This window comes from Pedobacter sp. GW821-FHT01D05 (assembly GCF_059422505.1).
The window spans coordinates 20,658-33,897 of sequence record NZ_JBWKXA010000011.1 but is presented as its reverse complement, the minus strand read 5'-3'; the positions used below and the strand labels follow the sequence as shown (position 1 = coordinate 33,897).

At 38.1% G+C, this 13,240-nt stretch carries 14 protein-coding genes; 13 read left to right on the top strand and 1 reads right to left on the bottom strand.

The window, feature by feature from the left end; genetic code table 11:
• The first annotated feature begins 43 nt into the window (after positions 1-43).
• From AC07VK_RS24455 to AC07VK_RS24395, 13 genes are all read left to right on the top strand, one after another.
• Positions 44-550 (top strand): DUF6702 family protein, encoded by a 507-nt coding sequence (locus AC07VK_RS24455; protein WP_492963897.1) that lies wholly within the window; start codon positions 44-46, stop codon positions 548-550.
• 135 nt (positions 551-685) lie between these two features.
• The gene (locus AC07VK_RS24450; protein WP_492963895.1) at positions 686-1,954 is read left to right on the top strand and encodes a DUF7033 domain-containing protein; all 1,269 of its coding nucleotides are present in this window, start codon (positions 686-688) and stop codon (positions 1,952-1,954) included.
• 90 nt (positions 1,955-2,044) lie between these two features.
• Positions 2,045-2,689, top strand: coding sequence for a uracil phosphoribosyltransferase (upp, locus tag AC07VK_RS24445; RefSeq protein ID WP_492955947.1), 645 nt, complete (start codon positions 2,045-2,047; stop codon positions 2,687-2,689).
• 32 nt (positions 2,690-2,721) lie between these two features.
• Complete coding sequence (locus AC07VK_RS24440) at positions 2,722-3,039, top strand: low molecular weight protein tyrosine phosphatase family protein (protein ID WP_492963893.1); 318 nt, start codon at positions 2,722-2,724, stop codon at positions 3,037-3,039.
• A gap of 40 nt (positions 3,040-3,079) precedes the next feature.
• Positions 3,080-3,769 (top strand): YjjG family noncanonical pyrimidine nucleotidase, encoded by a 690-nt coding sequence (locus AC07VK_RS24435; protein ID WP_492963891.1) that lies wholly within the window; start codon positions 3,080-3,082, stop codon positions 3,767-3,769.
• 74 nt (positions 3,770-3,843) lie between these two features.
• A complete protein-coding gene (locus tag AC07VK_RS24430) occupies positions 3,844-4,548 on the top strand; it encodes a proline and serine-rich protein 1 family protein (RefSeq protein WP_492955944.1) in 705 nt (234 codons plus the stop codon).
• Between the two features lie 19 nt (positions 4,549-4,567).
• Positions 4,568-5,080: a DUF1569 domain-containing protein gene (locus AC07VK_RS24425; RefSeq protein WP_492955943.1), complete on the top strand. Its 513-nt coding sequence runs from the start codon at positions 4,568-4,570 to the stop codon at positions 5,078-5,080.
• A 46-nt stretch (positions 5,081-5,126) separates the two neighbouring features.
• Complete coding sequence (locus tag AC07VK_RS24420; RefSeq protein WP_492963890.1) at positions 5,127-5,741, top strand: hypothetical protein; 615 nt, start codon at positions 5,127-5,129, stop codon at positions 5,739-5,741.
• A 78-nt stretch (positions 5,742-5,819) separates the two neighbouring features.
• Positions 5,820-7,139 carry a flippase gene (locus tag AC07VK_RS24415; RefSeq protein ID WP_492963888.1) on the top strand — a complete coding sequence of 440 codons (1,320 nt, stop codon included), beginning with the start codon at positions 5,820-5,822 and terminating at the stop codon, positions 7,137-7,139.
• Positions 7,136-7,783: an O-methyltransferase gene (locus AC07VK_RS24410; RefSeq protein ID WP_492963886.1), complete on the top strand. Its 648-nt coding sequence runs from the start codon at positions 7,136-7,138 to the stop codon at positions 7,781-7,783. Before AC07VK_RS24415 ends, AC07VK_RS24410 begins: the two co-directional genes overlap by 4 nt.
• A gap of 13 nt (positions 7,784-7,796) precedes the next feature.
• Positions 7,797-8,558: a class I SAM-dependent methyltransferase gene (locus AC07VK_RS24405; RefSeq protein WP_492963884.1), complete on the top strand. Its 762-nt coding sequence runs from the start codon at positions 7,797-7,799 to the stop codon at positions 8,556-8,558.
• A gap of 180 nt (positions 8,559-8,738) precedes the next feature.
• The gene (locus AC07VK_RS24400; RefSeq protein WP_492963882.1) at positions 8,739-9,656 is read left to right on the top strand and encodes a glycosyltransferase family 2 protein; all 918 of its coding nucleotides are present in this window, start codon (positions 8,739-8,741) and stop codon (positions 9,654-9,656) included.
• A 105-nt stretch (positions 9,657-9,761) separates the two neighbouring features.
• On the top strand, positions 9,762-10,217 hold the full coding sequence (locus tag AC07VK_RS24395) for a PA2169 family four-helix-bundle protein (RefSeq protein WP_492963880.1): 456 nt from the start codon (positions 9,762-9,764) through the stop codon (positions 10,215-10,217).
• 203 nt (positions 10,218-10,420) lie between these two features.
• Here the strand turns inward: AC07VK_RS24395 and cphA are convergent, their stop codons facing one another.
• Positions 10,421-13,036, bottom strand: a complete 2,616-nt coding sequence (cphA, locus tag AC07VK_RS24390) for a cyanophycin synthetase (RefSeq protein ID WP_492963878.1) — start codon at positions 13,034-13,036, stop codon at positions 10,421-10,423.
• Positions 13,037-13,240: the final 204 nt, after the last annotated feature.

The window sequence follows — 13,240 nt, the reverse complement described above, 5'->3', positions numbered from 1 at the left end:
ATCTGTTAACTTTGCCCCCTTTAAGGAAAGATTTAATATGTTGATGTGTAAATTAAAATATAGCTTTTTGCTTTTGTGTGTTGCCTTTTTTTCTGTTGGAGCAGGAATAAAACATCCTTTGCACGTAAGCACAACTGAAGTAAACTTTAATGCCAAGGATAAAACCTTAGAAGTAAGCTGTAAAATCTTTTCTGACGACTTTGAGGCAATTTTAGCCAGATTATACAAACAGAAAATCGATCTGGGCAATCCGAATATGAAGAACGCAATGGATGAACTGGTAAAAAAATATCTACTTTCTCATTTACAGTTAAAAACCAATGGCAAAGCGGCTTCAATGAACTATATCGGATTTGAGATTGATCATGAAGCCACTAATATCTATCTCGAGGTAGAGAAGATTCCATCCGTAAAATCGATTGAGGTGAGCAACACTATTTTATATGATATGTTTGATGATCAGATGAGCATTGTACATATTGTAAAAGGCCCTAACCGTAAAAGCACCAAAATCCTTTATCCTGAAAAAAAGTTCACAGCAAACTTTTAATTGTATTTTTTGTATTAAATTACAGCTCAATGTTAAATTACTGTTAATTTTAGAAGGCAATATTATTTAGGTTAATATCTGCTGAGAAATATTTCTTGTAATCTTTTTTTAAATACCGTGTTGTTAAAATAAGTTATGCATCTAATCATCTTCTCCAATATATTAACGCCTCGGATAAAATATATCTTTAATTTTATTTTTAAAGATATTCTTAAAACAGAATTAGAATTTACAGGCAATAGCCAATATTTTCTACAGAGTGAGCATGTCAAAATCAGTTATGGCGAAGAGCCATTGGGTGAGGAACTTTTTTTTAAGCGTAGCACCTTACTCTTCTCCAATAAGTTAGAAGAATTTAAGCCAAAAACCATTTCTTTTGGCGAATATCAGGCTCCTTTTCCGGTCGCACAATCAGCCTTGCCATTTGATGTCTTTGCTGCCTCATTTTTTATATTAAGCCGGTATGAAGAATATTTTTATCCCAAAAAAAATGAAGAGGAATTTAGGCCATCGAGAAGCCATCAGCATAAATGGAAGATTTTAGATAAACCGATTATCGATGAATGGGCATTGATCATTAAAAGTCTGATCAAAAAAAAACATCCACATTTTAAGTTCCACGAAAAGAAATTCCAGCACCAGCCAACCGTTCACTTCAGTATTTTGCCCAACCTACCCGAGGGATTATTAAATAGGACTAAATTTATTTTCAGTGCCGTCTTTAAAAAAGAAAACAATTACCTGAGCTCGAAATTTGACAGGTTAACAGGGGTAGGAATTAATAACGAACAGGTTTTGGATGAGGCAAACCAGTTTTTTTCTTCAAAAAAAAGTAATCCTCTTTATTTTGTCGATTTTCCTGACGTGCCGATAAATTACATCAGGATAAATAGTGTTTCAAAAGCACTTAGCGATCAATCAGTTGGACTACTAAGGCCTTGTGCCAGTGATAAGCAAAAAATGCTCGAGATTAAAGAAGGCCTGGTTAAGCTCAAAAAAATCAGCTCAAACCCCGCACCTGTAAGTAGTCAACAGTTAGAAGTATTAAAATTCCCCATTTGTTATTTAAATATTCTTAATTCCGGCATTACTTCCGATTATTCTATGGGCTATAGTAACGTACCGGGCTTTAGGGCCGGAACCTGTACGCCATTTAACTGGTACGATCTTCAGCTCGAAAAAGTAACCCCTTTAATCGTTAATTCTTACTGCCTCACCGATTATATTCTTCAGTTTTTAACACATGAGGCAGCCATTAAAACAGTACACCAATATATCGGTGCAGTGAAGGTGGTAAATGGCACCTTTTATAGCAGTTGGAGCCTAAAAAGTCTGTCTTCAAATGCAAAGTACAAAAAAGTAAAATCGCTGTTTAAAGAAATGCTCAATTACGCGGGAAATTGATTTTAATTTAATTTATCCGGCTTAAAATTGCTAATTTTAATAATTAAACGTCCCACTGGAATAAACCTGTAAGATACCGGAAACATTATTATGATTTTTGATGTAAGCAAGACAAAATCTATCGCCAATACCTTTATTGCCGAACTTCGGGATGAGAACATCCAGAAAGATTCGATGCGTTTCCGCAAAAACATGGAAAGACTTGGTGAGTTTTTTGCCTACGAAATCAGCAAATCATTGGAATATGTCATTCAAGAAATTGTAACCCCTTTGGGTGTATCGTCCTGTGAGGTTTTAACTCAGCAGCCCGTTTTAGCTACCATACTCCGGGCCGGGTTACCACTTCAACAAGGTTTGCTCAATATTTTCGACAAAGCCGAATGCTGTTTCATTTCTGCTTACCGAAAAGTAAAGAAGAGCGGTGATTTTGTAATCCAGATGGACTACATTTCTACCCCGGATTTAGAAGGAAAAGTTTTGATCATGGCCGACCCAATGCTGGCAACCGGACAAAGCATGGTGATGTGCTGTAAAGAACTGATCAACCGCTACAAAATTGCAGAACTTCATATTGTTGCCGCAATAGCCAGTACAGAAGGTGTTGCACATGTACGCGCCAATCTGCCTAAAGCAAAACTTTGGCTGGGAGCAATCGACGAAGAAATGACCAGTAAATCTTATATCGTTCCGGGACTTGGCGATGCAGGCGATCTGGCTTATGGAGAGAAAGTTTAGTTTTTAGTTCAAAGTCTTAAGTCCAGAGCCAAGTGAACATCCTCTTTATATGCAGCAGAAACAAATGGCGTAGTGCCACTGCCGAAAATATCTATAAAAACCATCCCGATCATCAGGTGAGGTCGGCGGGAACAGCGCCATCGGCCAGGATTAAAATCAATGCAAAACTTATTATCTGGGCCGATCTCATCTTTGTAATGGAGAAAAAGCATAAACAAAGGATCATTGAAAGTTTTCATGAAGAAACCTGCGATAAGGAAATTATTACGCTTCATATCCCAGATGAATATCAGTATATGGATGAAGAACTTATTGAGGAGCTAAATGCAAAAGTTGCCGATTATTTATAAATCAAAAATCATTAGGCTACCTTTGTGAAAATAATTATTCATGAAAAAGCACATTTTCTTCGACCTCGACCATACCATTTGGGATTTTGACCGCAATGCCGAAGAAACATTAAATGAACTCTACCAAACCTATAAATTAGAGGAGCTTGGCTTAAAATCATGTGCCGACTTTATTACAACATATACCGAAAACAACCATCAGTTGTGGGCCGACTATCACTTGGGAAAAATTACCAAAGATTTTTTAAGATCAGAACGCTTCAACAAAACATTCATTCAATTAGGAATTCATCCTGATGCGGTACCTCATCAATTTGAGGAGGATTATGTAAATATCTCACCCACCAAAACCAATTTATTCGATGGGGCAGAAAATGTTTTGAGCTACCTACAACAAAAATATACGCTACATATTATTTCTAACGGCTTTAAGGAAACAACCTTAACCAAAATGAACCGCTCTAATCTTAATCCCTATTTCGAAAATGTAATTATCTCAGAAGATGTGGGTGTAAACAAACCCAATCCCATCATTTTTGAATATGCCTTAGATAAGGCAAAGGCTTTAAAAGAAGAAAGTATCATGATCGGTGATAGTCTTGAAGCTGATATTTATGGTGCTTTAAATTTTGGTATGGAGGCTATATTTTTCAATCCTTTACAGAAAGAAAAACCTGTTGATGTGCAGAAAGAAATTGTGCATCTCGAAGAATTATTGAAACTTTTTTAGTTTTACTTCTTTTTGTTTGGTTTTGGCATTCGTTTGGCATTAGCTTAACACACACAAATGAAACCTTAATTAAAATGAAAAAAACCATCTTTTTAGGATTGGCCATGCTTTTTGCTACCCTAAGTTTCGCTCAAAACAACCGCAGTTCTGCCGAAGTATTTCTGCAAATCGTTAACCCCGGCAAGTATAATGTATATTTAGATGAAGAACTGGTGGGATCAGCCAACGGTAGGTTCCGTTTTTATAATGTATACAATTCTGCACCCATGCTATCTATTATTCAGGGCAATACTGTAATCTTGAAACAGAGAATAAGGGTTATCCCACAACAACGGCTTGTTTTGAGTTTTGAAGATAAAAGGTTAATTACCTTAAAGCAGCTAACAATCTATCGCAACAGGCAGTATGCCCTTAACGATTTTGATGGCTATACAGGAGATTACAATTCGGGCATTGTTCCTCCTCCACCAGCAGTGCCCGAATTGAATTACAGATTGTTATCTGATGAGGCTTTTCAGGCTTTTTTAACGCAATATAGAAGGGAAAGTTTTGATGATGGCAGAACAAGAATGATTAATGTTGTGAGTAAAAATGCCTCATTGCTAAGTGCCCAGGCCAGGGTGCTTTTAAAATCTTTTGCCTTTGATGATGAACGTTTGAAGGTAGCCCGGAACCTTTACAAAACCGTTGCCGATCCTCAGAATTACTTTACCTTATCTGATATTTTTACTTTTAAATCTAATAAGGACGACTTTTTAAAATACTTGGAGAACCAGTAATTCGGCTTATCTTTATTAAATGACGGCTGCAAAAATAAAGGCATCGATACACAAAATTGTCGATGCCTATAAATCGAAATTATCTCACTATAGTGAGGATATTTTTCAAACCACACCACCCATTGCCGGATGGAGTTACAGCGAAGTATACTCGCATATTTTTGATTCAAGCCTGCTCTCCCTAATTGCACTTGAACGCGCAGCAAGTGGCAAAGGCGAAAACAAACCCACACTTTTTATTGTAAAACTGATTTTGCTTTTAGGCACCCTGCCGCCGGCAAAAAAGTATAAAGTTCCGAAAAGACTGGCCGAACGTGTAAAAAAAATCAGCAAAACCGAAGCGCTTGATTTTATTTTAGAATTTGAAAAAGGCCTTGATGATAATTATCCCGCAATTGCCCACGCAAAAGCCAATTGTAAAACAAAACACCCACGACTAGGCTACTTGAATGCCAAACAATGGCTAAGATTTATCGAAATTCATTTAAAACACCACCTCAAGCAGTTAGAAAGAATAGAAAAGAGTTTTTAGGCGTAAATTAATTTCGCCATATTTGGATAAACATAAATTCAGCGCCATGAAACATACTTTTTATCTCTTTGCCTTAACGCTACTTTGCGCCTGTAATAGCGAAAAGAAAGAAACTGCTCAAGCTGTTATCCCAACACCTACAGGAATACAGGGACTTCAAAAAAGTAATACTGTTCAACCCGCAGCGCAAAATGCTAAAACTAACCTTATTTTCAATCCGCCCCATGGCGATGCCGGCCATACCTGTGCTTTAGCCGTTGGTGCACCATTACACCAAACAGCTGCAGTTCAACCACAAAAAAACGCTAGTCCACAACCAGTAACTGTTCCGGCACCTCCTGTAGTAAACACTTCAGGTAAAAAACTAAACCCTAAACATGGAGAACCTGGCCACAGATGCGATATTGCTATCGGCGCGCCTCTAGACAGCAAACCAACTCAAATTGTTACCACACAGCCTGCAGTAAAACAGACTGTAGCTATAAAAACAGGAAAGGGCTTGAACCCACCCCACGGCCAGCCTAACCATAGGTGCGATATTGCCGTTGGTGCGCCTTTAAATAGCAAACCTGCCCAAGCTGTAAATACAGTTCCTCTACCGGCTCCTGAAACTAAAACTTCAGAAACAAAAGCACTGGAGACCAAAAGCGAAGGAAAATAATAGTACTGATATTGTGTACTTAATATTTTGAATTTTCGGCACCTAACTTAACGCACATTTTTTTACATCTTTGCGTTAATGAAATTACCCGCCATAAAAGGTTTTGACGAAGAAGCATTTAACAAGTATTTAAAAAATACGGGGTGGGTGATATTTGGCAAGGGGCTCAGCCTTATTGTAAATGTATTAATTACAAGCTACCTCGGCCCTATTTTATTTGGAGATTTAAGTTTTGGGTTATCTTTGGTGGCAATACTTGCTGCAATTGGCGCCTTAGGACTTGATACTTTCATTATCCGTGAAATTATTCAGGAACCCGACAAGCGCGATGAAATCCTCGGCACTTCATTATGGCTCAGAATAGCTACAAACGGCTTGCTTATCCCTATTGCAATTGGTATTTATTTAATCAGTTACAATTTATCATCAAATCCCGGCACTCCCTTAACATTACTGGTTGGTCTACTTGCTTTCGCATCTTTCTTTAAATCATTTAATGTTATAGATGCGTATTTTCAGTCTCAGGTACAATCCAAATATGTTGTACAGGTTCAGAATGTTTGCCTGGTTGCAATTTCAATAATTAAGGTAGTAATTATTGTGCTATCGCTTCCTTTGATTTATATTGTATTTGCATATGTTTTAGAAGGATTGATCTTGGCAGTAGGCCTGATAATTGTTTATCAGAAACGTGGCTTTAGTATTTTTAACTGGCGTTTCGACAAACAACGAGCGAAATCCTTATTAAGAAAATCATCTCCTCTTATCCTTTCAGCAGTAATGGTTTCTATTTATATGAAGATAGATGTGGTGATGCTTAAAAGCGTTGGTAGTAAGGCCATTGGGATTTACAGTTCCGCTCAAAATCTCAGCGAGGCCTGGTATTTCATTCCGGTTGCAATTGTTACCTCTGTATTCCCTGCTTTATTAAATGCCCGCAAAACAGATCTGGACCGTTATCAAAAACGGCTTAAAAACCTTTACGATCTACTAATTTTTATAAGTTTACCTGTTGCCTTATTTATCAGCTTTTTTGCTGCAGATATTATTCACCTTATTTACAGAGGTAAATATGATGGTGCTGGTCCTATGCTATCCATCCATATCTGGTCAGGGATTTTTGTATTTCTAGGCACCGCAAGTTCCCAGTATTTAGTTGCCGAGGGCTTTACCAAAATCTCATTTTATAGAACAGCCGCAGGTGCTATAGTTAATATTCTGCTTAATCTTTGGTTAATTCCCAAATATGGTGGTGTAGGAGCATCAGTTGCTACTCTTATAGCCTGTTTTGTATCAACATTTTATCTTTTATTAATCCCTAAAACCAGGCAACAAGGTATAATGATGTTAAAATCATTATTTTTGGTCACCGCATTTCAAAAAATATTTAAACGTTGAGTACTCTTAAAGCATTAACCACATTAATTGCAAAGCCAAGCAGGCTTAAGGCATTATTATCATACGGACATAAAGGCTACCTGAACAGCATTGGCTGGTTCACGGCTTTTGATAAAAAACAGGCCGTAGACGGGCAAGGAAAAGCATTGCCATGGGTAACCTATTCGTTTATCGATTTTATTAAAGAACGCATAAACAAAACACAGCACATTTTCGAATATGGCTCTGGCAGTTCTACTATTTTTTATGCAGAAAGAGCTGGCTCGGTAACTTCTGTGGAGCACGATAAAGGCTGGTTTGATAAAGTAAAAAATACAAGTCCGGCTAATGCCGAGATGATATTCTGCCATTTAGAAAAAGATGGAGAATACGCTAAAAAAGCAACCTTGCTCGATAAAAAATTCGACATTATTATTGTTGATGGTCGCGACCGTGTAAACTGTTGTAAGTATAGCGTTGATGCACTATCAGAAAGCGGAGTATTAGTTTTGGATGATAGTGAACGTGAAGTTTATAATCCTGCCCGGGTGCTTTTAAAGGCCCAAGGTTTCAAAGAAATCAGCTTCAGCGGGATCTCACCAGGCCTTTTTTACGAAAAAGCAACCTCAGTTTTTTATAAGCAGAATAATTGTTTAGGTATTTAAATCAGTAAGCATCATGTTAAGCGAAGAAGTAAAAACGGCCTACGATAATTTTTATACCAATAGCGATGTAGCGTGGAGAATGCTTGGCGCAAAATATAAAGCGCAAAATATTGTTGAGGTTTGCAAAGGATTAAAGCCTAAAAAAGTGCTTGAGGTTGGCGCCGGGGATGGTAGTATTTTACATTTTTTAAATGAATGGCATTTTGCACCAGAATTGTATGCTTTAGAAATTGCACAGAGTGGTGTCGACATTATAAAAGACCGCAACCTTTCCAGTTTAAAAGAAGCACAAACTTTTGATGGGTATAAAATCCCTTATGAAGATGATGCATTTGATCTGATTATTCTTGCGCACGTTTTAGAGCACGTAGAACATGAAAGGATCCTGATCCGTGAATTGAAAAGGGTAGCAAAATATATTGTAGTAGAAGTACCTAAAGATTATCGCTTTGGTGTAGACCAAAGAATGAAACATTTTCTGGATTATGGACACATTAACATGTATACCCCAACTTCCCTGAGGTTTTTGCTGCAGAGCGAGGGTTTAGAAATCCTGGAAGATAAAGTTTCGATGACTGCACCAGAAACGGTAAAGTTTAATGAATTTATCAATAAAAAAGCACCTAAAACTTTTTCTAAAAACTTAAAAATAGAGCTTGAATACCGGATTAAAAAAACTTTAGGTAACTGGTTTGGGAAGAAAAAGCAAGAGCAATTTGCCAATGCCTATACCGTGTTAACAAGAAAGTCTGACAATAATCTACATATATTTTAGGAGTAGGGCGATCGTCATTTCGAGAGATTGCAACGAAGTCGAGAAATCTTATGGCTTGATTCTTAACATCATTTAAAGATTTCTCCATTCCGCGGTGCTCCGGTCGAAATGACTATGAGCGACAACAATTGGCCAATTTATTGATATGGTTAACCCTATAAAGCTTCAATCGTAAACAAAATGCAAAACCTTGCCCCGATAGCACTTTTCGTATACAACCGCCCGCAGCATACCGAGCGTACGTTACAATTTCTGCAACAAAATGAACTGGCAGCACAAAGCCATTTGTATATCTTTTCCGATGGTGCCAAAACAGATCAGGACAAAGAAAAAGTTGCTGCCGTAAGAAAAATCATCAAAAAAGCAGATGGTTTTAAATCGGTTAAAGTAATCGAAAGTAAAGCTAATGCTGGCTTAGCCAATTCGGTGATTGCAGGGGTAACCCAGTTAATTGCAGAATACGATCAGGTAATTGTTTTTGAAGATGATCTGGTCACTTCTCCCCATACTTTAGCTTATTTCAACAATGCTTTAAACCACTACCGCGAAGAGGAAAAAGTAATGCATATTGGAGCTTATATGTATCCCTTAAAATCAGATAACCTTTCACAATCATTTTTCTACAGGGCAGCTACAAGTTGGGGCTGGGCCACATGGGGGAGGGCATGGAAAAACTTTGAGCCAGATATTGACGTCCTGATAAAACAGTTTGATAAAAAGAAAAGAGCCGCATTTTCCATCGACAATAAAATGAATTTCTGGAAACAGATGCTGGAGTTTAAGAAAGGAAAAAACAACAGCTGGGCAATTAGATGGTATGCTTCTATCTTTTTAAAAGGAGGCATCACACTTAACCCGTCGCAATCACTTGTTAACAATATTGGTCATGATGGCACCGGCGTACACTCAGGAATAAACGATATCTATAACGTAATTATCAACCCCAAACCCATTGTCGAATTTCCGACCGTAATAGCTGAAGACCCCATTGCTTACAAAGCCATCAAAAGCTTTTTGATTAAACGCAAAGGCAATATGGTAACACGTGTTAGACGCTTTGTAAAAGAAAAGCTGGCACAATACTTTTCAAAGAAATAATTATGCTGATATAGCTTACTGTTGTAGACAATTCAAAAAAATGACAAACCTTTTTTTAATTGCTCATGTTGCTTTTATACATCGAAACTATAAAAATAAAAAAACATGAAAACGACAACAGCAACAGCAGAGGTATTAAACGATCTGGTTCAGATTAATAACGATCGTATTGAAGGTTATGAAAAAGCACGTCAGGAATTGAAGGATGAAGATGCCGATCTGAAAACGCTATTTTTAAATATGATTGCAGAAAGTCAAAAATATAAAATGGCTTTGGCGACCGAAATATCTACATTGGGTGAGGATATTGAAACCGGAACAACAAACTCAGGAAAAATTTACAGGGCATGGATGGATGTTAAGGCATTATTTACCGGCCATGATCGTAAAACTGTTTTAAATAATTGTGAATTCGGAGAAGATGCCGCACAAAATGCGTATAAAACGGCATTAGAGGAAGAAGATATCCCTTCAAACATCAGAGATTTAATTGCTGACCAAAAAGCATCCTTAAGAGTATCGCATGATGAAATTAAAAGATTACGTGATGCTCAAGCATAAGTGACCGAGACATAAAAACGGAAAAACCTCCTTCGATTCATTATCGGAGGAGGTTTTTTTATTATGTACCGTCATCTCGACTGGAGCAACGCGGAACGGAGAGATCTATCTATTTAGATTTAGCTTCGCTGAGCAATACGTGGTTCTCGACTGCGCTGCACTCCGCTCGAAATGGCGATTGGTGGCGAAGTAAATTAATGAAATTAAGATTCCAATTCCCGATCTAAATGTTCGGTAACGCGTTGGATTGTATTGTCGATCGTGTTACTTAGAATCGTTAAATAAGAGCCTTTTTTAGCCGTTTCAATCGCGATCTGCAAGCATTCAGTACTCTTATTGTTAATAATGATCTCTTTATCCGGATCCACTTCCTTAATGCCTTTTACCAACAGATCAACTAGTTCGTCTTGTTGTCTGCCACGGAGATATTTCTCCTGACAAATATAAATTTTATCAAACATCTGAGCAGAAATGCGTGCAGTTTCGATAATATCCTCATCTCTTCTATCTCCTGTTGCCGAAATAATACCTACATGTTCGGTAGCCTCTACCCCTTGCAAGAAACCTTTCACGCCATTAAATCCGTCAGGGTTATGCGCAAAATCGACCAGTACCTTAAATTCTTTGAACCTGAAAATATTCATCCTTCCTGGCGTATGTGCTGCAGAAGGGATAAATGTTTCTAACGATAAACGGATATCTTCAGGTTTATAACCCCATAAATAGGTGGCGAGCGTTGCTGCAAGCACATTTTGGATCATAAAATTCACAGAACCACCGAAAGTTAAAGGAATATGCGTGGCTTTATCTACCCTTAATTTCCAATCGCCTGTTTTAATGGTAATGTATCCATTTTCATAAATGGCGGCAATTCCACCTTTTCTGCAATGCTCTTTAATCACCGGATTATTTTCATCCATGCTAAAATAAGCAACATTACAACGTGCATCTTTGCCAATGCGAACGCAATAACCATTGTCCGCATTCAATACTGCCCAACCTTTACGGCGTACCGCTCCGATCACAACCGCTTTTACGCGGGTCAGATCGTCAAGATTATGGATATCGGAAATACCCAGGTGATCTTCCTGGATATTGGTTACTACGCCAATATCACATGCATTAAATCCCAGCCCTGCTCTTAAAATTCCGCCACGGGCGGTTTCCAGTACCGCAAATTCAACTGTCGGATCTTTTAAAATGAACTCGGCACTTACCGGCCCAGTGGTATCGCCTTTCATTAACATGGTGTTGTGCACATATACACCATCACTGGTGGTAAAACCTACACGTTTACCATTACTTCTGATGATGTGCGCAATTAACCGTGTGGTAGTCGTTTTTCCATTTGTTCCCGTTACTGCAATAATCGGGATCTGTGATAATTTTCCCTGTGGATACAGCATGTCGATAACCGATGCAGCCACGTTTCTAGGTAAGCCTTCGCTTGGTGCAAGGTGCATCCTAAATCCTGGTGCTGCATTAACTTCCAAAACCACCCCTCCGTTTTCAGTTAAGGGTTGAGTAAGGTCCTGCGCCATGATATCGATACCGCAGATATCCAATCCGATTACCCTCGAAATCCTTTCACAAATAAAAATATTCTGTGGGTGTACAATATCAGTTACATCGATAGATGTTCCACCGGTGCTTAAATTTGCGGTTGATTTTAAATAAACCACTTCTCCCTTTTCAGGAATGGTTTCTAAGGTATATTCTTTTTTGGCGAGCAGATCCAAAGTATCCCGGTCTACAGCAATTTCTGTTAGCACATTCTCGTGACCATAACCACGGCGCGGATCTTCATTCTCCTTATCGATCAATTCCTGGATCGTATGAATTCCATTACCCTTAACGTGTGCAGGATCGCGTTGTGCAGCAGCAATAACCTTATGATCGATTACCAGTACCCTAAAATCGAACCCGGTAATAAATTTTTCTATGATAACCTTTCTAGAATAGGTTTTGGCGTATTCGAAAGCTGCCAAAGCATCTTCCATTGTTTTTACATTAATGGTTGCACCTTTGCCATGATTGCCATCAAGTGGTTTAAAAACGAGTGGAAATCCCACTTTTTTAACCGATGCTTCCAGGTCGTCAGGGTTAGAAATGGTGACACCCGATGCCACCGGAATTGCAGCTTCGGTAAGTAGACGTTTTGTCTCTTCCTTGTTGCTGGCAATATCTACAGCGATGCTACTGGTTCTTTCGGTCATGGTAGCCCTAAAACGTACCTGATTTTTACCGTATCCCAATTGCACCAAAGAGCTTTTATTTAATCTGATCCATGGAATACTTCTGCTTACGGCTTCCTCCACAATAGAACCTGTACTTGGTCCTAACGCCTCCAGTTCACGTATTTCCTTCATCCTGCGGATATCGTGCTCTAAATCGTACTCTTCGTTATTAATCAGGGCTTCAGCAATTTTAACCGCAGCTTCAGCAGCGTAAACACCAACTTTTTCTTCCAGATAACTGAATACCACATTATAGATACCTTCAGTTTTAGTTTGGCGAGTTCTGCCAAAGCCAGTTTCCATTCCGGCCAAAGTTTGAATTTCTAAGGCAATATGTTCAATTACATGCCCCATCCATGTTCCTTCTTTTACCCGGGTGAAAAAGCCACCTTCAACACCTTTAGAACAGCGGTGGGTAAACATGCTGGGTAACAATTTCTCTATCCGCTCACTAAAACCCTCAATTACGTTGGTTGGTTTCTGCTCCAAATCTTCCAGATCTAAACGCATCTGGATCAATTTTTTTCGGCTTATTGACCATATATTTGGCCCTCTTAATACTTGTATGTTTGATATCTTCATGTAATGTTTTGTTCGTTTCTTATTTAAACAAGCTTTTGGGACAGCCTTTTTAACTCAATTTTTAGAATAAAATTGGTGACGGTAAATTATGCATTTATTTTGAAATTAGGCATTCCATTTAGCTAAATCAATTTTAAGGTGTATTTGTTTTATTTTCAAGCACAATCCTGTTAATTTTAGGTTATAATATTTTAACGTTTGTTA